Origin of the sequence: Tsukamurella sp. DT100 (genome assembly GCF_049844855.1) — a bacterium.
Lineage (GTDB): Bacteria > Actinomycetota > Actinomycetes > Mycobacteriales > Mycobacteriaceae > Tsukamurella.
In genome coordinates, this window is the sequence record NZ_JBNCLV010000005.1 from 360,801 (window position 1) to 385,150 (window position 24,350).

Genomic DNA, 24,350 nt, shown 5'->3' on the forward strand with positions numbered 1-24,350 from the left:
GGAAGGACCATGAAGTCCCGAAGACCCGGCAAACGCCGCCGACGACGAGCGCTGACCGCTGTGACCAGGTCGAGGGGGCGGGTCGTTGTCTAGCGCGCTGATCACGGTCGGCGCCGTCGTCGGCTTCCTCGCGCTCACCGTCGGCACCGCGCTCTTCGTGGCGGCGGAGTTCTCGCTGACCGCGCTGGAGCGGTCGACGATCGACGCGGACGTCCGCGACCGCGGGGACCGCCGGTCGAAGCAGGTGCAGAACGCGCACCGCACCCTCTCCTTCCAGCTCTCCGGCGCCCAGCTCGGCATCACGATCACCACCCTGGTCACGGGTTATCTCGCCGAGCCGGTGCTCTCGAAGTTCCTGCGCCCCGCGCTGGAATGGACGGGCATGCCCGGGGTCTGGTCGTCGGCGCTCACCCTGATCCTCGCCCTGGTCATCGCGACCTCGCTGTCGATGGTGCTGGGCGAGCTGGCGCCGAAGAACCTCGCGATCGCCCGGCCGCTGCAGACCGCGCGGCTCACCGCGGGCGCGCAGTCGCTGTTCTCCTCGACCTTCCGCTTCGCGATCTCCTTCCTCAACCGCTCCGCGAACGCGCTGGTCCGCCGCCTGGGCATCGAGCCCGCGGAGGAGTTGAGCTCGGCCCGGTCGGCGCAGGAGCTCAGCGCCCTCGTGCGCAATTCCGCCGCGCACGGCGCGATCGACGAGATGACGGCCGAGCTCGTGGGCCGCAGCCTCGAGTTCGGCGAACTCACCGCGGAGGAGCTCATGACCCCGCGGCAGCGGATCCACTCGCTGGACGCGGACGACACCGTCGCCGACCTGGTGGCGCTGTCGATCGAGTCCGGTCGCTCCCGGTTCCCCGTGGTCCGGGGCGACCTGGACGACACGATCGGGCTGGTGCACGTGAAGCAGGCGCTGACGGTGCCCGCGGACCGTCGCGCGGCGGTGACCGTCGCCGAGATCGCGACGACCGCCCCCGTCGTGCCCGCGACGCTCGACGGCGACGCCCTGATGGACCAGCTGCGCGCCAACGGCCTGCAGATGGCCCTCGTCGTCGACGAGTACGGCGGCTCCGCCGGCATCGTCACGGTCGAGGACCTGATCGAGGAGATCGTGGGCGACGTGCGCGACGAGCATGACGCGAACGAGCCGGTCGACGTGCAGCGCACGGACGACGGCTTCCTCTGCGCCGGCCTGCTCCGCATCGACGAACTCGAGCGCGACACCGGCTACCGCGCCCCCGAGGGCGACTACGACACCCTCGGCGGCCTGGTGATGTTCCTGCTCGGCCGGATCCCCGCGGTCGGCGACCGCGTCCCGCTGCCGAACCACCCGTCGGTCGACGACGACGAGGCGCAGGTCCCGCAGTGGTCGGCCCGCGTCGCCCGGATGGACGGCCGCCGCGTCGACCTCGTGGAGGTGACCCATGAGTGACCTCCTGGGTGTCGCCCTGACCGTCCTGCTCCTGGCCGCGAACGCCTTCTTCGTCGCCGCCGAGTTCGCCCTCATCGCCGCCCGCCGCGACCGGCTCGAGGCCCTCGTCGAGCAGGGCCGGTCGAGCGCGAAGGCCGTGATCAAGGCGTCGGAGAACCTCTCGCTCATGCTGGCGGGCTGTCAGCTGGGCATCACCATCTGCTCGATCCTGCTCGGTAAGGTCGGCGAGCCGGCCATCGCGCACCTCCTGGAGAAGCCGCTGGGCTGGGCGAACGTGCCCGAGGCGCTGCTGCACCCGATCTCCTTCACCGTCTCCCTGGGGCTGGTCGTGGTGCTGCACATCCTGCTCGGCGAGATGGTGCCGAAGAACATCGCGCTCGCGGGCCCGGAGGCCGCGGCCATGCTGCTCGTGCCGCCGCACGTCGCCTTCGTCCGCCTGGTGCGGCCGCTGATCGCGGTCTACAACTGGATGGCGACGCTCGTGCTGCGCGCGGGCGGCGTGGAGCCGCGCGACGAGTTGGACAGCACCGTCTCCGCCGGCGAGCTGGGCGTGCTCATCGCCGAGTCGCACGACGAGGGCCTCATCGACGCCGAGGAGCGGGTGCGCCTGACCCGCGCGCTCCAGACCTCACGCCGCACGGTCGCCGACGTGGCGATCCCGCTGACCGAGATCCGCGGGCTACAGGCCGTCCAGGGCAGCAACGGCGCGTGGGGCCCGACGCTCGGCGACATCGAGTCCGCCGTCGCCGAGACCGGCTACTCCCGCTACCCGGTGCGCAGCAGCAGCGGCGCGTTCACGGGCTACCTGCACGTCAAGGACGTGCTGCCCGACATCATGGACGCCGCCGTCGGCCCCGAGTCGGTGATCGGCGCGAGCCGCATCCGGCCGCTGCCGGTGGTCGACGGGAGCCTGTCGCTGGATCAGGCCGCGGGTGACCTGCGCCGCCTCGGCGGCCACCTCGCCGCCGTCGCCGACGACCACGGCCGGACCATCGGCATCGTGGCGCTGGAGGACGTGGTCGAGGAGTTCGTCGGCACCGTGCGCGACGGGACCCACCGGGTGTGACGGTGCTCAGCGACGCCGAGTGGGAGGCCCGCGCGGCGGACCACCGCGCCCGGCTGGAGCCCTTCGTCGAGGCGCATCGCCGCCGGGCCGCCCGCGGCGAGAAGCACCCCGTCTGGGACTTCCTGTTCACGTACTACGGGCACCGCCCCGCGCACCTGCTGCGCTGGCACCCGGGCCTCGGGACCGAGCTCGACGGCCCGCGGGCGGCGGACGAGTTCAGCGGCGCGCGCGGCTACCTCGTCGAGGGCAACCGGGTCCGGCCGGACCCGGCGACGCTGGCCAAGCGCGCGGGCACCGCCGCCTACGTGGCCCGGCTCCTGGAGGCCACGGCCGCGCGCCGGCCCGTGTTCGGCTGCTTCGGCCTGCACGAGTGGGCGATGGTCTTCCGCGAGGCCGACCAGGCGCGGCACCCGGTGCCGCTGCGCCTGGGTCCGGCGGGCACGGACGACGTGGTCCGCGCGGGCCAGCTGACGTGCACCCACTACGACGCCTTCCGCTTCTTCACCCCCGACGCGGCGCCCCGCAACGCGGTCGAGCTCACGCGGGAGACCCAGGTCGGCTCGGAGCAGCCCGGCTGCCTGCACGCCGGCATGGACCTCTACAAGTGGGCCTTCAAGCTGGCGCCCGGCGCACCGTCGGGCCTGGTGGCCGACGCGTTCGACCTGGCCCGGGACGCCCGGGAACTCGACATGCGGGCCAGCCCGTACGACCTGACCGCCTACGGCTTCGAGCCCATCGCGATCGAGACGGCCGAGGGCCGGCGCGAGTACGTGCGGCAGCAGGCCGCGCTGGCCGAGCGCGCCACCCCGATCCGCGAGCGCCTGCTCGCCGTGGTCCGCGCCTGGCCCGCAGAGCGGCCCGGTGAGCAGCCCGCCGCCGATATGCCCGCATCGCCCGCCTAGACTTCCGTTCCAGCGACGGTCCGTGGGCGCGAGCCCGCGGCGCAAGAGGGAACCCGGTGCGAAACCGGGGCTGCCCCGCAACGGTGACACGCCCAGCGCGTGCGAGCCCGATACCTGCCCTCGCGACCGCCCGGAGCCGGGCGGTGCTCACCGACCCGAGGGGAGTCGCGGAGTGCGAGTGGTCTCGTCGCGCCGTGTGGCAGTGCTGTTGGCCTGCTTGCTGATCGCGCTGATCGCCGCGATGTGGCTGGGCGTACTGCTGGGCACCGTACGCATCCCGTGGCAGGATTCGACCCGCTACGTCTGGGCCTTTCTCACCGGCGGCGTCATCGACGCCGAGCACGCCACGCACTACCGGATCGTCGCGGATTCGCGGATCCCCCGGGTACTCAGCGCCGCGATCGTGGGCGCGGGGCTCAGCGCGATCGGCGTCGCGGTGCAGGCGATGGTGCGCAACGCCCTCGCGGACCCGTACGTGCTCGGGATCTCCTCCGGCGCCTCGGTCGGCGCGACGACGGTGGCCCTGTTCGGCGTCTTCGGCACGCTCGGCCTGTACGCGCTGCCGACCGCCGCCTTCCTCGGCGCGCTCGGCGCGACGGCGCTGGTCTACCTCATCGCGTACCGCGGCGGCGGGCTCACGCCGCTGCGGCTCGTCCTCACCGGGACCGCCCTCGCGTACGGCTTCTCGGCGGTGACGACGGTGCTGGTCTTCCTCGCCCCGCGCGGCGACGCGGCCCGCACCGTCATGTTCTGGCTGTTCGGCGGCCTCTCCCCCTCGACCTGGCGCACCACCGCGCTGCTGGCGGTCACGGTCGCGATCGGGCTGGTGACGCTGCGGTACGGCGCGCGCAAGCTCAACGCGCTGGCCCTCGGCGACGAGGTGGCGATCTCCGTCGGGCTCTCGGCCTCCGGCTACCGCTCGGCGCTGTTCGTGCTCACCGCGGCGATGACCGGGATCATCGTCTCGGTGTGCGGCGCCATCGGCTTCGTCGGGCTCGTGGTGCCGCACGTCGCCCGGCTGCTGGTGGGCGCCGACCACCGCCGGGTCCTGGTCATCGCGCCCGCGCTCGGGGCGGTCTTCCTCGTGCTCGCCGACATCGCGGCCCGCACCGTCGCGCCACCGCAGGAGCTGCCGCTCGGCGCGATCACCGCCGCCGTCGGCGTGCCCCTGTTCATCGCGCTCATGCGCCGCAGGTCCGTGGGGAGCGCGTGATGCGGGTCGAGTACAGCGACGTCTCCGTCGAGCTGGGCGGACGGCGCATCGTCGAGAACCTCAGCCTCACGGCGGAATCCGGCGAGTTCATCGGCGTCGTGGGCCCCAACGGCAGCGGCAAGTCCACCCTGCTCCGGTGCGCCTACCGCGCGCTGCGACCGGCGACGGGCACCGTCACCGTCGACGGGCGGGACGTCACGGCGATCAGCCTCGAGGAGAATGCGCGGCAGGTCGCGGCCGTGATGCAGCACGCCCCGTTCGACATCGGCTTCACCGCGCGCGAGATCGTGGAGACCGGTCGCCTGCCGCACCGCCGCCGGGGCGTCCCGCTCGCCGCGCACCGTCGGGCGGTCGACGGTGCGCTCGCCGCCGCCGGCGCCGCGGACCTGGCCCGGCGGGACTTCGGCACGCTCTCGGGCGGCGAGGCGCAGCGGGTGCTCATCGCGCGGGCCTTCGCGCAGGAGCCGCGGGTGCTGGTGCTCGACGAGCCCACCAACCACCTCGACGTGCGGCACCAGTTCGCGGTGCTCAGCGCCGCCCGCGACCTGGGCGTCACCGTGATCGCGGTGCTGCACGACCTCAATCTCGCGGCGCAGTACTGCGACCGCCTGTACGTGCTGTCCGAGGGTGCGCTGGCCTGCTCCGGCACCCCGGCGGAGATCCTCACGCCGAAAACGCTCCGGCGGTACTTCGACATCGGGGCGCACGTGTTGCCCCACCCCCGCCTGGGCGTGCCCCAGGTGATCTTCGACAGTGGTCTGACGGAAGGGACCTGACATGAAACGACTCCCCCTGGTGCTGCTCGCGGGCGTCCTGCTCACCGGCTGCGGCGCGACCGTCGAGGAGGCGGCGCCGTCGGCGTCCTCGGGACGGCCCGCCACCGTCACCAACTGCGGTGCGCCCCTGACGGTGCCGGGCCCGCCCAGCCGAGTGGTGGTCAACGACACCGGCACCGCGGAGATCCTGTTCGCGCTGGGCCTGACCGACCGCATCGTCGGGTACACGACCTACGACGGCAAGCACGTCGACTACAACACCTCGCCGTGGAAGGCCGACTTCGACCGCGCCCCGAGCCTCGGCACCGCCTTCACCCGCGAGACGATCCAGGCGGCCCGGCCCGACTTCGTCTTCGCGGGCTGGAACTACGGCTTCAAGGAGACCACCGGCGTCACGCCGGACTGGATCCGCGAGATCGGCGCCGTGCCCTACCAGCTCACCGAGGCCTGCCGCCAGGCCGGGAGCACGAAGCGGGGCATCATGCCGCCGCTCGACGCGCTGTTCGCGGACCTGACGAACCTCGGAACCCTGTTCGGGGTGCCGGAGCGCGCGGAGAAGCTGGTCGCCGAGTACCGCGCCCGGATCGATGAGGTCCGGACCTCCGCGCCGGCGGGGAAGAAGGCGCGGGTCTTCCTGTTCGACAGCGCCTCCCCGGACCCGTTCACCTCGGGCCGCACCGGCACCCCGCAGGCGATCATCGAGAACGCGGGCGGCGAGAACGTCTTCGCCGACCTCGACGACTCGTGGACGACGGCGTCCTGGGAGGCGGCGGCGCAGCGCGACCCGGAGGTGATCGCGATCGTCGACTACGGCGTCGGCCCGGAGAACACCCCGGACGCGAAGATCGCGCAGCTGCGCTCGCAGCCGCTGATGGCGAACACCACCGCCGTCCGCGAGGGCAACGTCGTCGTGATCCCGTACGCGGGCTGGGTCGAGGGCCCGCGCACCCCGGGTAGCGTCGAGACGCTGGGCGCGTACCTCCGTTCCAAGGGCTTCTGATTCGCCCAGCGCGTACCCGTGTGCGATGACATACTCGCGCTGAACGTGAGCCATGCTCACGTTCATGCCCCGCTCATGCACTTTCAGGGAGAAGAGTCATGACAGCTCACCACGAATCAGCACAGCTCAGCCGGCGTCGTCTGCTCATCGGCGGCGCGGCCGTCGCCGGACTCACCGCCGCGGCGGCCGCGGCCGGGTCCGTGGTCGCGCCGGCGGCGAACGCCGCGACCTACGTGCGGCCCATCCGGAACGCGACCGCGCACCCGATCACCGCCCAGTGGCGACAGCCCGGCTCCTGGGAGGCGGGTTACCACACCGGGGTCGACATCGGCTGTCCCATCGGCACGCCCGTGTACGCGACCATCGGCGGCGATGTCCGCACGGGACGGGCGAACTGGGGCGCGGCGTACGGGACGATGATCCTGATCAACGACGACGTCGACGGATCGGACTGGGGCTACTGCCACCTGTCGCGGCGGGTCGTGAGCGACGGCCAGAAGGTCGCGACCAACCAGCTGATCGGGTACTCGGGCGACACCGGGAACACCCGGGGACCGCACCTGCACCTGGAGCGCCGTCCGCGCTACGGCGGCTACGGATCGGATCTGAACCCGAACCTCTGGCCCTGACCGGGCGCTGAGCCCGGATACGACGGGGCCCGGCGGACTCCCCCCGAAGTCCGCCGGGCCCTCGTACTCCCGCGTGGTGGCCGCCTAGGTGGCCGGCTTGGTGATCTTCACGTCCTTGCCGAACTCGGTGAGATTCAGCGTGATGGGCAGTTCCTTCAGCTTGATCTCCATCCGCGTGACGTTCGGCTTGGGCTGCGGGTTCGCCGACGGGTCGAAGACGATCCACAGCGTGATGGGCAGCGTGGTGCCGGCGTTGCCGCGGGTGGCGATGTCGGTGATCTGCGGCAGCAGCGGGTCGAGGACCTGCGTGGCGACGGTGCCGGTGACCTTGACGGTCTTGAGGCCGTTCGCGGTGTCCTTGCCGTCGACCTTCGGGTTCTGCACGGAGTCGAGGATCTTGGCGAGCCCCTTCTCCAGGTCGAGGATGATCGCCGGGTCGTAGACGCCCTTCTCGCCGGTCTTGCCCATCGGCTGGTACTTCGCGCCGCCGAGGTTGGCGTACATCACGCCGTCGATCACGACGAACTTCGTCTGCACGTAGTTGTCCTGGACGCGGACGTTGGCGTCGCCCTGCGCGGCCACGCGCTTGGTGTCCTTGAAGGAGATGATGTCGCCGGTGACGCTGGTGACGGGCAGGCCCTGGATCCCCTTGTCGACGGCGAGCGTCAGGTGCTCCGAGTAGGTCTCCCGGGTGGCCAGGGCCGCGTCCTGCACGATCTGGACGGTCGGCAGGCCGCTCGCGTCGACCGAGGGTGCGGCCGTCGGCGAGCCCGAGGCGCCGCTCGCGGCCGCGGCGGTGGCGGTCGTGGTGCCGCCGTCGTCGGTCTTCTTGTCCGCACAACCGGTGAGTACCAGTGCGCCGGCGGCGAGCAGCGCTACAGCCGCCCGCGATGCCTTGAGGTTCATAGGGTTCCCCCCTGGAATCTGTCCGGGCGGAACCGCCCGGGGCCGAATGAAAGGGCGGAAGCCCCGCCCTCACGATGAAGTATGCATGAATTCCGGAGTCGATCGAAGCATTCTTCTGCGCGGTTTCCGGGCAAATCGGACACTGGGCGGTAGCGGCAAGCGCACCTTCAGCGATCCATTAGCGTGACCGGAGAAGGTCTACACAACCGCCGGATCCGGCAGTGTTCAGGAGGAACCAGAAGTGTCGATCAATTCCACCCCGCCACCGGCGCCGTCCGAGCGCGGCGCGGCCGACCCCGGCCCCCGCGATCTCGAGCGCGGCACCGACCCGGGGCGCGGAGGCGGCGCAGGTCACGACGGCGCTTCCGGCTCCGATGAGCGCGATCCCGGGCGTCGCCCCGCCGGCCCCCGCGGCCGCGATTTCGATACCGAGGGCGGCGACCCCGGTCCCCGCGATCTGGGCCGTGAACCCGGCCCCGGCGGCGGTCCGCAGTTGTCGAACGTGTGGGTCTACAAGGGCCGCGCCTACGATCTCTCGGAATGGATCAACAAGCATCCGGGCGGGGAATTCTTCATCGGCCGCTCCAAGAATCGTGATATCACGTCGATCATCGGTTCGTATCACGCGAATCCCGAAAAGGTCGAGAAGATGCTGGAACGGTTCGCCCTCGATCGCGATGCCCGCGTCGAGGACGTCCATCCCAAGAACAATGCGCCGGCCTTCCTCTTCAAGGACGGATTCGACAGTTGGCGCGACACCCCGCGCTACCGGTTCGACGATCCGACGGATCTGCTGCACGCCGTGAAGGCGCGGCTGCGCGACCCGGCGATGAAGGCGCGCGTGAAGCGCATGGACCGCTGGTTCAACGTCGTCGCGGCGGCGCTGGCCGTCGCCTACATCGTGGTCATCGCCACCCGCCTGGGCGTCCCGACGTGGATGCCGATCTGGCTGTTCGTGCTGCTCATGGTCGTCCTCCGCAGCTCGCTGGCGGGTTTCGGCCACTACGCGATCCATCGCAAGCAGAAGGGCGCGACGAAGGTGCTGGTCAACGCCTTCGACATCAACTACGTCGCACTGTCGTTCGTGACGGCCGACGGGCACGCGCTGCTGCACCACCCGCACACGCAGAGCGAGGTGGACATCAAGAAGAACGTCTTCACCATGATGATGGACATCCCGCGCTGGTACCGGATCCCGATCCACACGCTGCACAAGTTCGGGCACACCGCGACGGGCATGACGATGCGGCTGTTCGAGATCGTCAAGCTCACCCGCCAGGTGGGGGTCGCCGACATGTACGGCTCGCTGCGCGGGGCGCTCCCCCACTTCATCGGCGCCTTCGCGATGCGCGCGCTGCTCATCGGCGAGTTCCTGCTGTTCCTGTTCCTCGGCGACGTGTGGGCCTGGGTGGCGCAGTTCGTCGCCGTGCTGTGGGTGAGCACCTTCCTAGTGGTCGCGAGCCACGACTTCGAGACGGACGTCGACGACCTCCCCGAGGTCGAGACCGAGGACTGGGCGGTCAACCAGCTCAACCAGGCCTACGACCTGTGGATCTCGGGCAACCGGTACGTCGACTGCTTCCTCTCGGCCGGCCTGTCCAGCCACCGCGTGCACCACGTCCTGCCCTACCAGCGCAGCGGCTTCGCCAACATCGCGACCGAGGAACTGATGGCCGAGGAGGCCGCCAAGTTCGGCGTCGAATGGCTGCCCAGGCGCAGCTTCTTCTTCGACCGCCTGCCCGACCAGGTCAACACCTTCCTCGGCAGCAAGGCCCGGCCCGCGCAGGAGCAGGGCCACGGCTTCTTCCGCGAGCACTTCTCGCCGGCGGCCCTCAAGACGTCCGGTTCGTACGTCGTCGCGGGTTTCACCGGCATCGGCACGGTTTAAGGAGATGACCATGAACGCCACCCCCCAGGGCACCCCCGCCCTCGACGTCGCAGCCCCCGTGCTTCCCGCACCCGGCACCTGGCTGGGCGCCCCGCCCGCGCCGCCGACCTCGGTCGCGGTGATCGAGTCGCTCGCGACGGGCTCCCCCGCACAGGCCTACGACCAGGCCGAGTCCGCGGACCGAGTGGCCGCACGGTTCGACGACCCGAAGCAGGCCGAGCGGATCCGCCGCGTCTACGCCAAGACCAAGGTCGCCGAGCGGCACCTCGCGATCGATCCCCTCACCCCGGAGTTCGCGCAGTTCAGCACCCGCCCGGACACCGTCCGCGAGCGCATGGACCTGTTCTACGAGCACGCCGCGCCGCTGGCGATCGAGACCGCCCGCCGCGCCCTGCGGGTCGGCACCGAGAACGAGGTCTCCCCCGAGGACGTCGGCCAGCTGGTGTTCGTCACCAGCACCGGCTTCCTCGCACCCGGCGTCGACGTCGCGGTGATCCGCGCCCTCCGCCTCGCGCCGCAGACCAGCCGCGTCGTCATCAACTTCATGGGCTGCGCCGCCGCGATGAACGCGCTGCGCGTCTCCACCGACTACGTCCGGGCCCATCCGGACCGCAAGTCGCTGATGATCTGCCTGGAGCTGAGCTCGGTCAACGCCGTCTTCTCCGGCGACCCCAACGACGTGGTGATCTCCAGCCTCTTCGCCGACGGCTGCGGCGCCGCCGTCATCGGCGCCAGCGAGGTCGGGCACCCGCTGCCCGGCGGCCGGATCGTCGTGCGCGACACCTTCACCCACCTGCTCGACGGTGCCGAGGACGGGATCGTGCTCGGGGTCAACGCCAACGGCATCACGTGCGAGCTCGCGGAGTCCCTGCCACAGTACATCGTGAACGGCGTCGCCCCCGTGATCGACGAGGTGCTGGACCGCAACGGCCTCGGCCGGGAGGCCATCGCGCACTGGGCGATCCACCCCGGCGGCCCGAAGATCATCGAGTCCGCGTCCGCGGCGCTGGGCCTGCCCGAGGAGGCCTCGCGCACGAGCTGGGACGTGCTCGCCGAGCACGGCAACATGCTCAGCGTCTCGCTGCTGTTCGTCCTCGAGCGCCTCCTGGCACAGGTCGGCTCCGCCCCCACCTCGGGAGCCCCGTCGACCGGCATGGCCTTCTCCTTCGCACCCGGCGTGACCGTGGAGGGCTTCCTCTTCGACGTCGTGACCGCCGGCGAATGAGCGCGCCATGAAGCTCTTCAAGTTCCTGCTCTCGATCTCGCCGGCGGCGATCGCCGCGGCGGTGGTCGCGGGCCTGATCGCCGGTGGCGCGAACGCCTACCTGCTCACCCTCATCAACGGCCTGGTCGCGCCGGGCCCGATGCCGACGGTGACGGTCACCCAGTTCGTCCTGACGGCCGTCGTCGTGGTGATCGCGGGCGTCACCTCGCAGCTGATCCTGCTGCACCTCGCGCAGGCCGCCGTGTACCGGCTTCGGGCGCGGCTCTCGCAGCGCGTGCTGGCCGCGCCGCTCGAGCACATCGAGCGGCTCGGCGATCACCGCCTACTGGCGACCCTCACCGAGGACGTCCGCTCCCTCTCGATGGCGGTCTCCGGCATCCCCGGGCTGTGCATCGACCTGGCGACGATCATCGGCGCCCTCACCTACCTCGCGACCGTCTCGGGCACGCTGTTCGCGGTCTCGGTGGCGGGCACGCTCTTCGGCATCGCCTGCGTGGAGACGGTGCTGCGGCGGGTCCGGGAGACCTATCGCCGGGCCCGCGAGCTCGACGACGCCCTGATCGGCTCGTTCCAGGAGGTCTCGCACGGCGTCAAGGAGCTCAAGCTGCACCGCGCGCGGCGCACCGATTTCCTGGACCGCAAGCTGCTGGGCACCGCCGAGGACCTGCGCCGCAAGCACGTCGCGGCGGGCACCCGGTTCGCCGGCGGGCAGGCGCTGGGCCAGGTGCTGCAGCTGGGCACGATGGCGGTCATCCTGTTCGTCCTCGCCCGGGCGATGGAGCTGCCGCGCGAGACGATGATCGGCTACGTACTGGTCACGACCTTCCTCTCGATGCCCATGCAGAGCCTGATGCACCGCATCCCCGACCTGCTGCGCGGCGACGTCGCGCTGGCGAAGATCCGCGGCCTCGACCTCTCGCTGGAGACCCCGCGCGACGAGTCGGTGCTCCCCTACGACGGGCGTCCCGTCGGCGACGGCACCGTCGAACTGCGGGGCGTCGGCTACGAGTACCTCCCCGAGCCGCCGCAGCACGGCCCCGGCCAGCACCCGCCGCACGGCGGCCCCGGCGGCCCCGGCGGCCCCGGTTCCCCCGGCGGCCCGCCGCCGCACCCTCCTCAGGGACCACCGCCCGGCGTCCCGCACGGCTTCCGCCTCGGCCCCGTCGACCTGACCCTGCGCCCCGGCGAGGTGACGTTCGTGGTCGGCGGCAACGGCAGCGGCAAGTCGACGCTGGCGAAGCTGATCTGCGGGCTGTACGCGCCGCGGATCGGCGAGATCCGCGCCGGCGGCGAGCCGATCGGCCCGCAGAACCTGGAGTGGTTCCGGCAGCACACCACGGCGGTCTTCTCGGACTTCCACCTGTTCGACGACTACCTCGGCCTGGCGGCCGACGACCTGGACGACCGGGTCCACGGGCTGCTGCACGACCTGGAGCTGGCGCACGCCGTCACGGTGCAGGACGGGAAGCTCTCGACGCTCGCCCTCTCGACGGGGCAGCGCAAGCGGCTCGCTCTGCTGACCGCGCTGCTCGAGGACCGGCCGGTGTACCTGTTCGACGAATGGGCCGCCGACCAGGACCCCCGCTTCCGCGCGGTCTTCTACGACCGGATCATCGCCGACCTGAAGGCGCGCGGGAAGACGGTGGTCGTGATCACCCACGACGACCGGTACTTCGACCGCGCGGACCAGCTCGTGAAACTGGACTTCGGCCAGGTGGTCCCGGCGTCGGCGGCGATCGCGCGCGGAGTAACCTGATCCCTACCTATCAGTAGCTACGAAGGGGTTGAAGTACAACCATGGTTGACACCGCCCGGACATCCGTCGCCGGCCTCGAGGTCGCAACGGTCCTCTACGACTTCATCAACAACGAGGCACTTCCGGGCACCGGTGTAGACCAGACCGCCTTCTGGGCGGGCGCCGCGCAGTTGATCGGCGACCTGGTCCCGAAGAACCGCGCGCTGCTGGCCACCCGTGACGAGCTGCAGGCGAAGATCGACGCGTACCACGCCGCCGCTCCGGGCGAGATCACCGACTTCCCCGCGTACAAGCAGTTCCTCACCGACATCGGCTACTTGGTGCCGGTCCCCGAGGACCGCGAGATCACCACCGCGAACGTCGACACCGAGATCACCTCGACCGCCGGCCCGCAGCTGGTGGTCCCGATCCTCAACGCCCGCTTCGCGATCAACGCCGCGAACGCCCGCTGGGGCTCGCTGTACGACGCCCTCTACGGCACGGACGCCATCTCCGAGGCCGACGGCGCGGAGAAGGCGCCCGGCGGCAAGCCCGGCTACAACAAGGTCCGCGGCGACAAGGTGATCGCCTTCGCCAAGGACTTCCTGGACAAGGCCGTGCCGCTCGAGTCCGGCTCGCACGCCGACGTCGTCGAGTACCGCATCAACGGCACCGAGCTGCTGGCCACCGTCAAGGGCGCGTCGGGCTCCAGCGAGGACGCCTCGGTCTGCCTGGCGGACCCGGCGGCCTTCGTGGGCTACACCGGCGAGAAGGACGCCCCGTCGGGCATCCTGCTGCGCCACAACGGCCTCCACCTGGAGATCCAGATCGACGCCGCCTCCCCGATCGGCTCGACCGATCGCGCGGGCGTCAAGGACGTGCTCGTCGAGTCCGCGGTCACCACGATCATGGACTTCGAGGACTCGGTCGCGGCCGTCGACGCCGACGACAAGGTCGTGGGCTACCGCAACTGGCTGGGCCTGAACAAGGGCGACCTCGCGGAGGAGGTCAGCAAGGGCGGCAAGACCTTCACCCGCACGCTGAACCCGGACCGCGTCTACACCGCCGTCGACGGCTCCGAGCTGGTGCTGCACGGCCGCTCGCTGCTGTTCGTCCGCAACGTGGGCCACCTGATGACCACCGACGCGATCCTCCTGAACGGCGAGGAGATCGGCGAGGGCATCCTCGACGGCATCGTCACCTCGCTCATCGCGATCCACGGCCTCTCGGGCGACATCCGCAACTCGCGCACCGGCTCGGTGTACATCGTGAAGCCGAAGATGCACGGCCCCGACGAGGTGGCCTTCGCCGCGGAGATCTTCGCCCGCGTCGAGCAGCTGCTGGGCCTGCCCGCGCTCACCCTCAAGGTCGGCATCATGGACGAGGAGCGCCGCACGTCGGTGAACCTCAAGGCCGCGATCGCCGCCGCGAACGACCGCGTCGTGTTCATCAACACCGGTTTCCTGGACCGCACCGGCGACGAGATCCACACGTCGATGGTCGCGGGTCCGATCGTCCGCAAGGGCCAGCTCAAGGGCCAGACCTGGTACCCCGCGTACGAGGACAGCAACGTCGACATCGGCCTGCACGCGGGCCTGCAGCACAAGGCGCAGGTCGGCAAGGGCATGTGGGCCATGCCCGACCTGATGGCCGCGATGCTCGAGCAGAAGATCGCCCAGCCCAAGGCCGGCGCGACCACCGCGTGGGTGCCCTCGCCCACCGCCGCGACCCTGCACGCCCTGCACTACCACCTGGTGGACGTGTTCGAGGTGCAGAACGAGATCGCCAAGCGCGATCCCGCGTCGGTCGACGACATCCTCACCATCCCGCTCGCGCCGAACGCGAACTGGTCGGAGGAGGAGAAGCGCGAGGAGCTCGACGAGAGCGCCCAGTCGATCCTCGGCTACGTCGTCCGCTGGATCGACGCGGGCGTCGGCTGCTCGAAGGTGCCGGACATTCACGACGTGGCCCTCATGGAGGACCGCGCGACCCTGCGCATCTCCTCGCAGCTGCTCGCGAACTGGCTGCGCCACGGCGTCGTCACCGAGGCCGAGGTCATCGAGGCGCTCAAGCGCATGGCCCCGGTCGTCGACCAGCAGAACGCCGGCGATCCGACGTACCGCCCCCTCGCGCCGGACTTCGACTCCAACATCGCCTTCCAGGCGGCGAAGGATCTGGTCCTGCTCGGCGGCACGCAGCCGAACGGCTACACCGAGCCGATCCTGCACGCGCGTCGCCGCGAGTTCAAGGCCGCGAACAGCTGAGCGGTTCCGACCCCGTGACCGACACCGGGCCGGTCGTGATCGAAGCCGATCGCGACCGGCCCGGTGCGTTCACGGTGCTCCTCGACGGGACGCCGCAGAGCTACATCGACACCGGCGATCCGACGAACCTCGTCTTCGAGTACGTCCGGCGCATCGGGCACGTCGTGGACCTGGTGCGTCCGGCCGGCGAGGCCATCACCGCCGTCCACCTGGGCGGCGGCGGCTTCACGCTGCCCCGCTACGTCGCCGCCACCCGCCCCGGCTCGCGCCAGCAGGTACTGGAGAACGATCGCGCGCTGATCGACGCGGTGCGCGCCGCCGCGCCGCTGCCCAAGCGCGAGCAGATCAAGATCCGCTGCGCCGACGCCGCGGTCGCCGCCACCGCGCTGCCGCCGGGCATGCTCGGCACCGTCGACCTGCTGGTCCTGGACGTCTTCGCCGGGGCCCGCACCCCGGCGGCTCTCACCACGCGCGAATTCTTCGCGTCGCTCGTCCCCTTGCTCGGCCCCGGTGCGGTGGTCGCGCTCAACATCGCCGACGGTGCGCCGCTCGCCTTCGCCAGATCCGTAACCGCGACCGTCGCCGAGGTCTTCGGCGGGCCTACCGATGGCTCCGTGGCGATCGCGGCCGAGCCGGCGGTGCTGAAGGGCCGCCGATTCGGGAACCTCGTGCTGGTGGCGGGCGCCGTGCCGGATCTGCTGGAACGCGGTCTGGGGCGCCGCCTGGCCGGCGATCCGTTCCCGGGAACCCTGCTGGCGGGCGCCGAGGCTGCCCGGTTCGTCGCCGGGGCGAAGCCTTTCACCAGCGCGAACGCACAGGAGTCTCCTATGCCACCGCGTGGGCTCTTCGGGTAGGTTGCTCTCGATGGGATCACATCGTTCTGGAACCGGTTCCCGTGGCGTCGCGCGCTGGCTGATCGCCGCGGTGGTCGTCGTCGTCGTGATCGCCGCCGTGGCGGCCGCGATGGTGTGGCTGTCGGGGCGGTCGGAGCAGGAGGGCCGCGACGCCGCGGCCTCGTGCGTGCGCGGCGACCTCGCGGTCCAGGTCGCGGCCGCCCCCGCCCTGGTCGGCCCGCTCCGCCGGGTCGCGGAGAGCTTCAACGGGAGCGGCGCCGTCTCGGCGGACTACTGCCCGAAGATCGAGGTGTCGGGGATCGACTCCCCCGTGGCGCTGGACGCGCTGACGGGAACCTGGGATCCGAAGCTGGGCCCCGCGCCGTCGCTGTGGATCCCCGAGAGCACGCAGTGGACGGCGCGGCTCGCGGCCGCCAAGCCGGCGGAGCTGTCCGGGCAGCCCACGTCGATCGCCACGTCGCCGGTGGTGCTCGCCGTGCGCGGGTCGGCGCGCTCGGCCTTCGACGGTGTCCGCTGGCTCGATCTCTCCGCCCGCCAGGAGCAGCTCCGGATCGCGCTGCCGACGGGGGCCGAGGCCGACGGGACGTACCTCGCCGCGCAGTCCGTCGCCGCCGCCGTCGCCCGCACCGCGGGCGCCGCTCTGTCCGACGAGGCCGCGAAGAGCCCGGTGGTCACCGGCTCGCTCGCCCGGTGGGCGAAGGACGCGCCGAAGTCCACCACCGCCGGCGCCGCACTCGACGCGCTGACCAAGCCCGGCGATGCGATCCGCGCCGTGCCGGTCACCGAGCAGCAGCTCGCCGCGTTCGCGCGGGGGCGCGGCAACGCCGCCCCGGTCGCGGTGTACCCGTCGGGCCCGACCGCCTCGGCGACGTACCCGGCGGCCGTTCTCGACCGCGACGACACGACCGACGCGCATGATCGCGCGGCCGCCGACTTCGTCGCCTTCCTCACCCAGAGGGGCAATGCAAAGCCGTTGGCGGAGGCCGGATTCCGGGTCGTCGGGGAGCCCGCTCCGGCGAAGACCTCGTCGGTCGAGTTCGGCACCGTCGAGCCGCTGGCGCCCGCGTCGAACGCCGCCGTCATCTCCCTCGCGGACACCCTGAACCGGCGGTAGTCGCTCGTAGGGTGCGCACCGCCGCCCCTATGCGATCGGTTCGGATCGAACACCGTCCCCGCACGGAGCGTTCTCGCTACGATCCGCGCACCGCACGACCGGTGCGGGAGGACATCCAGCAGCGAGGTGCACATGACGAACACGACTCCCGGTTGGTACGACGACGGTTCGGGCGTGCAGCGCTGGCGGGACGGCCAGCGCTGGACGGAACAGACGCAGAAGCCCCCGCAGCAGCGGGGCCTGAGCGGGATGGTCGATCGGATCGAGGCCGAAGCGACCGCGGGTGCTCGACCTCGGCCAGCTGCCAACGGCATGAGCTACGTCGTCCTCCAGGTGATTCTGAAGGAGAAACTCTGGGGCACAGGATCGGGGAATCTCACCGAACTCGAGAAGGCCATCAATCAGCAGGCCGCGATGGGCTATCGCCTTCACACGATCACCACGGCATCGTCGGGCAGCAAGGGCCTCGGCGGCGGCGACCGGATCCAGGCGACAATGGTCTTCGAGAAGCTCACCTGACGCGGCACGGGTTCCTGATCAGAAGGGCGGCGGGCCGTCGAACGACGGGGTCCGGCTCGGCGACGTGGGCTCGCCGATCGCGGCGGCGAGATGCTCCTCGATCGTGCTGATGGGCGTGTTCGCACGGGCGAGCTCCGCCTCCATCGCGGCGACGTTGCGCTGCCGTAGGCGCTCGCGGCGCGCGTGTTCGCGCTGGAGGCGCGTCCGACCTCCCGGCGGTGGGCCTGCTCGCGGCGTGTCGATTCTTCGGCGCTATCGGGCAGGGTCCAGCGCACGCGCGTCAGGTCGGGGAACAGTGCGAGGACGGTGCCACTCGGGTCGACGATGTAGCGACGCCCGTCCGGCGAGGTCCACAGGATCCGGCCGTCGGGCAGGCGCGCGTCGATCCACTCTCCCGCGGACTTGAGCTGATGGTGTGCGGTGCACAGCGGCTGCAGCTGCTCCGCCGAGGTGCCACCACCCAGTTCCGGGTCGCGGTGGTCGTACTCGCGCCGATGGTCGAGCTGCGCCCGCGTCGCGGGACGGGTGCAGTAGGGGAAGACGCACCGCGGGAACACCAGTCGCAGGTAGCGCCGCAGCTCCGCCGACGGCCGATATCCCGTACTCCCCCGCGCCGATGCCAGTGCACCGGAACCACCCGCATCGCATGCGTCGGCCTCGTCGCCCACACCGACCTGCGGCGGGGCGCCCTGGGGATCGGGGTCGTCATCGGGTTCGTTATCGGGACCGGGTGGGAGTGGCCCGTCGGGCGGCGGACAATCGGGCAGTCGGGCGGCGGGCAGTCGGGCGGGCCTCCACCGAACCAGGTCCCGTCGCCATCGTCCGGACCCCCATGACCTTCGAGCCGAACGACGATGTCCGCCCAGACGGCCGCGAAGTCCATCGTCCCGCGCAGACCATCGAATTCCGTTGAGGAGACGGAGGTCCGGTCGCACTCCGTCGGGCCCGGGGCCTGCTGTTCTGCGATCGCCGATTCGTCGATCCGCTGTCCGAAGGGGCGGATCCTCGCGTCCTCACGGGCAGCGAGCTCGCGCGCGTGCTCGCCGGTGATCGGGCCGTGCCCGACCAGATACCCGAAACCACCTCGCGCATCGCGTTCCACGGCGCCCGCGGGGAGGGGAACGGGGCCGGAAGCACGATCACGCTCAGTGTCGGTATCAGTGACGAGAGCCGATCTTTGATCGGCGTCACCGTCCGGTACGGCCAGGTCGCGCTCGTTGATGACGACGTTGATCATCGTCACGAACCGGGTGATCACGCCATCCGCATCCGGCTCGCCATGGAAACGTGCCTCGCGATAACGACAGTCGGGCGTCTCGCATGCGCAGCCGAGGGTGCTGTATCCCCGCGTGAGCTGCACCCAACCGTCGGCGCGGCGCTGCGCCGACGTCCGCGGATCGGCGTCGCACACGGTGCCCGCGATGTGGTCGACCCGTGCCTCCACCTCGACCACGTCCTCGGCCGGCATGAGGGCGAACACCGCGGCCATCCCGTCCTGCTCCGGACGGAAGCTCACCCGACGGTCCTCGATCGCCGCGCGACGCCGCCGTTCGACCGCCTCCGCGTCGATCTGATCGACGATCAGATCCGCAGCCTCTCGTAACGCGGGGAGAGAGCACCTCGTAGTCCTTCGACAGCCGATCGGCGAGGAGTTCGTCGAATCGGCGCGCCTGCTCCCCGTCGAGTGCCCGGGAGCGGTGCAGCGCCGCCTCCCCCGCCTTGGGTGAGATCACGTTCTCCCCGACCAACGCGAACACCTTCGGCAACCGCTCCACGAGCCCGATCGCCGTCTCGATCGCGATCCGCGCGGCCGTCAGCCCCAGCCGCAGCAGCGTCGAGACCTGGGCCTCCAACGCCACGCCTGCCGCCGTGAGGCTCCGCCGGGCCTCGAGCGCCTCAGCGAAGTCACCCGGCCGAGCCAGGTACTCGGCCTCGTCGTCGGCGTACATCACCCGATGCAGGGCGTACACCGCCGTCATCGTCCTGCAGTACGCAAGGCTTTCACTACGGCGTTGTTCGAACAACACCTCCGCGACCGCACGATCCCCTGCAACCACACCGGTACGATATTCGCGGCGAGCCCCGAGGGAATCATATCCCCAGGCAAGTCGCTCAAACCGGCTGGCGTTGCCATACTCCGATTCTACTTCTGTTCGAACTAAGATTCAACACTGATTCGAACATTTCTCGAACATGTTGGTCAGCCGTACCGTCGCGCGAGATAGGCAGCGAGGTCGCCGCGCACGCGCGCGAGCCGGGTGTCGTCCGCCCCCGGCAGGTACCAGGCATCGCGCAGCTCCTCGAGCTCTCGGGCGTGGTCGAAGTCGAACTCGATCCGATGCAGGCGCTGGGATTCCTCCACCTCCGAACCGTGCACCACCGCGCGGTAGGCGGCGCCCTCGAGCACGTCGATTTCAACCTCCTGTGGTGTGCGCTCATAGCCGATCTCCTCCGCCGCCCGATCGACGATGGGCAGCAGTTCCGACCTCGGCTCGTCGGCGGACGCCATCGCGAGCTCCGCCCAGGCCTGCCCCGCCCCGGGCAGCTCGGCGATGACCAGAGCCGCGATCCGTGCCACGTCGGCCGAGAAGATCATCCCGGTCCGATAGCCGGCGATCAGGTCGACGGCCCCCGCGGTCGGCCCCGTGAATCGGCGATGCACGCCCTCTCCCAGGCGAACTCCGTACGCCGAATCGAAGCGACTCTGCAGCAACTCCCGAAGCCCCTTGACGCGTTCAGTACGGAAACCGATGTCCTCGAACGTCGTCCGCGGCTCGACAGCCTCACCGAGCAATTCGAGAACATCGCGCCGCGCCCGCGGATCATCGCTGCACAGGGCCCAGTAGACAAGGCGCTCGACGACATCGTCGCGCTCCTCCTCGGTCGACGGCGCGTAGCCGATCTCCCCCGCCGCGCGGTCGACGGCGTCGTCCAGCCCTTCGCCGCCCTGCCACCCCGCCAGCCCGGCCCAGGCGTCACCGTCGGGCAGGAGTGGCGCGAGATCCGCGGCGAGGCCCGGGACGAAGCCGGGCGCGAGCAGGCCACGACGGTACGCGGCGATCACATAGCGGGCGCGGACCGTCGGCTCCGCGAAGTGACGGTGCACCGCATCCGCGAACTCCGCGGGCACGACGACGGGGCGCGGCGTGCTGCCGGGGCTCACGGACGGGCGTTGCGTCGCGCCCTTGCGATGGCGGAGCGCCGCGACGACGTCGGGCAGCCAGGCCACCGCGCCGACGACGGCGCCGGACAACGCGCCGCGGACGAAAGCGGGCCGATGGGGCCAGACCCGATTCGCGATGAGCGTGACGACGAGGAGCGCGGCGAACGCAGCCACGCCCCCGAGGACGAGGTCCAACCAGGTCCGTGCCATGGGATACCGCCGCCCCAGTCGTGCCGCTCCCGGGATCAGCACTGCGAGCGCGACCATCCACCCCGCGGCGAAGCCGATCCAGTACCCCATGATAGGTACTTTACCAAAATGAATAGCCGCGCGATCGCATTCCTCCCGCGCCGTCTGGAATCGGGGCGATCGAGACCTCGGCAGCGCCCCCGATCTCGGATACGGTGAACGAGGAACACAGTCGCGGGCCGTCGCGGTGAAGCAGAGGCGACGGCGGTCGGCGAACGAGTCCATCGGAAGGTTGCATCATGGCGCTTCTCGACAAGATCAAGGAACTGCTCGGCAAGAACCCCGACCAGGTCAACAAGGTGATCGACAAGGCGGGCAGTGCGGCGAAGGGCAAGTTCGCCGGGCACGACGACAAGATCGATCAGGCCGTCAACAAGGTCAAGGACGTGACCGGCGGTGGCGGCACTCCGCCCGCGGGAGGCGCGGAGCCGACCCCCGGCACCCCACCGCCGAGCCCTCAGGGCTGACACCGGCCCCACGAACCCACCGTGCCCACCCCCCGCGAGCGGGGGTGGGCACGGTCGGTCTCGGAGGACTACTCCGCGAAGGCCTCGATCGGCGGGCAGGAGCAGACCAGGTTGCGGTCGCCGTAGACGCCGTCGATGCGACGGACCGACGGCCACACCTTCGCGCGCGCGCCGCCCGACGGCAGGCCCTGCGGGTAGACGGCGACCTCGCGCGAGTAGGGGTGATCCCACTCGGTCACGAGGCACTCCGCGGTGTGCGGGGCGCCGCGCAGCGGGTTGTCGTCCACCGGCCACTCGCCGGAAGCGACCCGCGAGATCTCCGCGCGGATGGCGATCATCGCGTCGCAGAACTCGTCGATCTCGCCGAGCGACTCGCTCTCCGTGGGCTCCACCATGAGCGTGCCCGCGACGGGGAAGCTCATCGTCGGCGCGTGGAAACCGTAGTCGGCCAGGCGCTTCGCGACGTCATCGATGGAGACGCCGGTCTCCTTCGAGATGCCGCGCACGTCGAGGATGCACTCGTGCGCCACGCGGCCGTTCTCGCCCGTGTAGAGCACCGGGAAGGAGTCGTTCAGGCGCGCCGCGATGTAGTTCGCGGAGGCGATCGCGGTGAGCGTCGCGTTGCGCAGGCCCGAGGCGCCCATCATCCGGATGTACGCCCAGGTGATCGGGAGGATCGAGGCGCTGCCGAAGGGCGCGGCCGAGATCGTCGGGCCGTTCCCGAGCGACGGCTCGAGCGGGTGCCCGGGCAGGAAGGGCGCGAGGTGGCTGCGGACGCCGATCGGGCCCACGCCGGGGCCGCCGCCGCCGTGCGGGATGCAGAAGGTCTTGTGCAGGTTCAGGTGCGAGACGTCGCCGCCGAACTTGCCGGGCCGCGCGAGCCCGACCAGCGCGTTCATGTTGGCACCGTCGACGTAGACCTGACCGCCGGCCTCGTGGACCGCGCCGCAGATCTCCCGCACCTCGTGCTCGTACACGCCGTGCGTGGACGGGTAGGTGATCATGATCGCCGCGAGCTCATCGGCGTGCTTGGCGATCTTCTCCTTGAGGTCCGCGGTGTCCACGTCGCCGGACTCGCGCGAAGCCACCACGACCACGCGCAGGCCCGCCATGACGGCCGACGCCGCGTTCGTGCCGTGCGCCGACGAGGGGATCAGGCAGACGGTGCGGTGCGCGTCGCCGCGCGAGAGGTGGTAGTTGCGGATCGCGAGCAGGCCCGCGTACTCGCCCTGCGAGCCGGCGTTCGGCTGCAACGAGACGCTGTCGTAGCCGGTGATCGCGACCAGCCACTCCTCCAGTTGAGCGATCAGCGCGCGGATGCCCTCGGTGTCCGCGGCGGGCGCGAACGGGTGCAGCCGCGAGAACTCCGGCCAGGTGATGGACTCCATCTCGGCGGTCGCGTTGAGCTTCATGGTGCACGAGCCCAGCGGGATCATCGAGCGGTCCAGCGCGATGTCCTTATCGGAGAGCTTGCGCAGGTAGCGCAGCATCGCCGTCTCGGTGCGGTAGGCGTGGAACGCCGGGTGCGTCAGGAACTCGGAGGTCCGGTTCTCGATGTCCGACGGTGCCGCGTCGACCGGCTGCGCGTCGAATGCCGCGAGCACGTTCGCCACGTCGGCCGAGGTGCTGGTCTCGTCGAAGGCGACGGAGACGTGGTCGTCGTCCACGCGCCACAGGTTGTAGCCGGCGGCCTTGGCGGCGGCGAGGACGTCGTCGGCGCGGCCGGGAACGTTGACGAGCACGGTGTCGAAGAAGTCGGCGTGCACCACCGCATCGCCGAGCGCGGCGGCCAGCGCCGAGGCGCGGGCATGCACGCGGAGCGCGATCGCCCGCAGCCCCTCGGGGCCGTGGTACGAGGCGTACATCGCGGCGAGCACGGCCAGCAGCACCTGCGCGGTGCAGATGTTCGACGTGGCCTTCTCGCGGCGGATGTGCTGCTCACGGGTCTGCAGGGCCAGGCGGTAGGCGAGGTTGCCGTCGGCGTCGACGGAGACCCCCACGAGCCGGCCGGGGATCTGCCGCGCGTGCTTCGAATGCACCGCGAGGTAGCCGGCGTGCGGGCCGCCGAAGCCGAGCGGCACGCCGAAGCGCTGCGTGGTGCCGAAGCAGGCGTCCGCGCCCTGCTCGCCGGGAGGCGTCAGCAGAGTCATCGCCAGCAGATCCGCACCGACGGCGACGAGCGCGCCGCGCTCGTGGGCACCGTCGATCACGGACTGCACGTCGGCGATCCGGCCCGAGGCGCCCGGGGTCTGCAGGATGACGCCGAAGAACTCGCCCTCGGGCAGGCCGGTGGTCACGTCGTGGACCAGCACCTCGATGCCCAGCGGCTCGGCGCGGGTCTCGATCACGGCGAGGGTCTGCGGGAAGACGTCGCGGTCGACGACCAGCCGCGGGCTCTTGGACTTGCCGGCGCGGCGCAGGAGGGTCATCGCCTCGGCGGCGGCGGTCGCCTCGTCGAGCATGGAGCTGTTGGCGATCTCCATGCCGGTGAGGTCGGAGACCATGGTCTGGAAGTTGAGCAGGGCCTCGAGGCGGCCCTGGCTGATCTCAGGCTGGTAGGGCGTGTACGCCGTGTACCAGGCCGGGTTCTCGATGATGTTGCGCAGCAGGACCGGCGGGGTCAACGTGTCGTAGTAGCCGAGGCCGATCATGGTGCGGTCCACGGTGTTGCGGTCCGCGAGGGCGCGCAGCTCGGCGAGGGCGTCGTGCTCGTCGATCGGGGCGGGCAGGGCGCCCAGGCCGTTATCGGCCTCCGGGTCCAGGATGGCCGACGGGACCGCGGCGCGGGCCAGGTCGTCGAGGCTGTCGACGCCGATGACGCGCAGGATCTGCTCGAGCTCGCTCGCGTCGGGGCCGATGTGGCGCGCAGGGAAGTTGCTCGCGGGAGTGGTGTCGGACACTGGGGACCTCCGGGCCGGGTGCCCTCTCCCTCAGTCGCCGGCGGCTCCAGA

General features: G+C 71.1%; 20 protein-coding genes and 1 riboswitch. Of the genes, 15 read left to right on the forward strand and 5 right to left on the reverse strand.

Annotated features, from left to right (window positions below):
• Positions 1-85: 85 nt before the first annotated feature.
• The 7 genes from ACLQ3K_RS14905 to ACLQ3K_RS14935 all read left to right on the forward strand — a co-directional run bounded on the left by ACLQ3K_RS14905 (position 86) and on the right by ACLQ3K_RS14935 (position 7,015).
• On the forward strand, positions 86-1,429 hold the full coding sequence (locus tag ACLQ3K_RS14905) for a hemolysin family protein (protein ID WP_426000331.1): 1,344 nt from the start codon (positions 86-88) through the stop codon (positions 1,427-1,429).
• Positions 1,422-2,495, forward strand: coding sequence for a hemolysin family protein (locus ACLQ3K_RS14910; RefSeq protein ID WP_426000333.1), 1,074 nt, complete (start codon positions 1,422-1,424; stop codon positions 2,493-2,495). Before ACLQ3K_RS14905 ends, ACLQ3K_RS14910 begins: the two co-directional genes overlap by 8 nt.
• Positions 2,492-3,397, forward strand: a complete 906-nt coding sequence (locus ACLQ3K_RS14915) for a 3-methyladenine DNA glycosylase (protein ID WP_426000335.1) — start codon at positions 2,492-2,494, stop codon at positions 3,395-3,397. Before ACLQ3K_RS14910 ends, ACLQ3K_RS14915 begins: the two co-directional genes overlap by 4 nt.
• Positions 3,397-3,533: riboswitch (cobalamin riboswitch) on the forward strand. (Overlaps the previous gene by 1 nt.)
• A 105-nt stretch (positions 3,534-3,638) precedes the next feature.
• Complete coding sequence (locus ACLQ3K_RS14920) at positions 3,639-4,610, forward strand: FecCD family ABC transporter permease (RefSeq protein WP_426000453.1); 972 nt, start codon at positions 3,639-3,641, stop codon at positions 4,608-4,610.
• Positions 4,610-5,386, forward strand: a complete 777-nt coding sequence (locus ACLQ3K_RS14925) for an ABC transporter ATP-binding protein (protein ID WP_426000337.1) — start codon at positions 4,610-4,612, stop codon at positions 5,384-5,386. The genes ACLQ3K_RS14920 and ACLQ3K_RS14925 overlap by 1 nt, the downstream gene beginning before the upstream one ends.
• Position 5,387: 1 nt before the next feature.
• Positions 5,388-6,386: an ABC transporter substrate-binding protein gene (locus ACLQ3K_RS14930; protein ID WP_224650852.1), complete on the forward strand. Its 999-nt coding sequence runs from the start codon at positions 5,388-5,390 to the stop codon at positions 6,384-6,386.
• Between the two features lie 98 nt (positions 6,387-6,484).
• Entirely contained in the window at positions 6,485-7,015 is a 531-nt protein-coding gene (locus tag ACLQ3K_RS14935) for a M23 family metallopeptidase (RefSeq protein ID WP_224650854.1), read from the forward strand.
• An 84-nt stretch (positions 7,016-7,099) separates the two neighbouring features.
• Here the strand turns inward: ACLQ3K_RS14935 and ACLQ3K_RS14940 are convergent, their stop codons facing one another.
• Positions 7,100-7,921, reverse strand: a complete 822-nt coding sequence (locus ACLQ3K_RS14940; protein WP_426000340.1) for an LppX_LprAFG lipoprotein — start codon at positions 7,919-7,921, stop codon at positions 7,100-7,102.
• 457 nt (positions 7,922-8,378) lie between these two features.
• Here ACLQ3K_RS14940 and ACLQ3K_RS14945 point away from each other — a divergent pair, with 457 nt between their 5' ends.
• From ACLQ3K_RS14945 to ACLQ3K_RS14975, 7 genes are all read left to right on the forward strand, one after another.
• Positions 8,379-9,809, forward strand: a complete 1,431-nt coding sequence (locus ACLQ3K_RS14945; protein ID WP_426000455.1) for a fatty acid desaturase — start codon at positions 8,379-8,381, stop codon at positions 9,807-9,809.
• A 10-nt stretch (positions 9,810-9,819) separates the two neighbouring features.
• On the forward strand, positions 9,820-11,034 hold the full coding sequence (locus ACLQ3K_RS14950) for a type III polyketide synthase (protein ID WP_426000342.1): 1,215 nt from the start codon (positions 9,820-9,822) through the stop codon (positions 11,032-11,034).
• A gap of 7 nt (positions 11,035-11,041) precedes the next feature.
• Entirely contained in the window at positions 11,042-12,790 is a 1,749-nt protein-coding gene (locus tag ACLQ3K_RS14955; RefSeq protein ID WP_426000344.1) for an ATP-binding cassette domain-containing protein, read from the forward strand.
• A gap of 41 nt (positions 12,791-12,831) precedes the next feature.
• Positions 12,832-15,033, forward strand: a complete 2,202-nt coding sequence (locus ACLQ3K_RS14960) for a malate synthase G (protein ID WP_426000346.1) — start codon at positions 12,832-12,834, stop codon at positions 15,031-15,033.
• A 14-nt stretch (positions 15,034-15,047) separates the two neighbouring features.
• Complete coding sequence (locus tag ACLQ3K_RS14965; protein WP_426000348.1) at positions 15,048-15,887, forward strand: spermidine synthase; 840 nt, start codon at positions 15,048-15,050, stop codon at positions 15,885-15,887.
• 10 nt (positions 15,888-15,897) lie between these two features.
• Complete coding sequence (locus tag ACLQ3K_RS14970) at positions 15,898-17,001, forward strand: hypothetical protein (protein WP_426000350.1); 1,104 nt, start codon at positions 15,898-15,900, stop codon at positions 16,999-17,001.
• Positions 17,002-17,133: 132 nt separating this feature from the next.
• Complete coding sequence (locus tag ACLQ3K_RS14975; RefSeq protein ID WP_426000352.1) at positions 17,134-17,520, forward strand: DUF2510 domain-containing protein; 387 nt, start codon at positions 17,134-17,136, stop codon at positions 17,518-17,520.
• 18 nt (positions 17,521-17,538) lie between these two features.
• Here ACLQ3K_RS14975 and ACLQ3K_RS14980 read toward each other — a convergent pair whose 3' ends face one another.
• From ACLQ3K_RS14980 to ACLQ3K_RS14990, 3 genes are all read right to left on the reverse strand, one after another.
• The gene (locus ACLQ3K_RS14980) at positions 17,539-17,664 is read right to left on the reverse strand and encodes a hypothetical protein (protein ID WP_426000354.1); all 126 of its coding nucleotides are present in this window, start codon (positions 17,662-17,664) and stop codon (positions 17,539-17,541) included.
• Between the two features lie 136 nt (positions 17,665-17,800).
• Positions 17,801-19,162, reverse strand: coding sequence for a DUF222 domain-containing protein (locus ACLQ3K_RS14985; protein ID WP_426000457.1), 1,362 nt, complete (start codon positions 19,160-19,162; stop codon positions 17,801-17,803).
• 558 nt (positions 19,163-19,720) lie between these two features.
• A complete protein-coding gene (locus ACLQ3K_RS14990) occupies positions 19,721-20,983 on the reverse strand; it encodes a hypothetical protein (protein WP_426000356.1) in 1,263 nt (420 codons plus the stop codon).
• A gap of 188 nt (positions 20,984-21,171) precedes the next feature.
• Here ACLQ3K_RS14990 and ACLQ3K_RS14995 point away from each other — a divergent pair, with 188 nt between their 5' ends.
• Entirely contained in the window at positions 21,172-21,399 is a 228-nt protein-coding gene (locus ACLQ3K_RS14995; RefSeq protein ID WP_426000358.1) for an antitoxin, read from the forward strand.
• A 68-nt stretch (positions 21,400-21,467) separates the two neighbouring features.
• On the opposite strand, the gene gcvP is transcribed toward ACLQ3K_RS14995, so the two are convergent.
• Positions 21,468-24,299 (reverse strand): aminomethyl-transferring glycine dehydrogenase, encoded by a 2,832-nt coding sequence (gcvP, locus tag ACLQ3K_RS15000; protein ID WP_426000360.1) that lies wholly within the window; start codon positions 24,297-24,299, stop codon positions 21,468-21,470.
• Between the last annotated feature and the right edge of the window lie 51 nt (positions 24,300-24,350).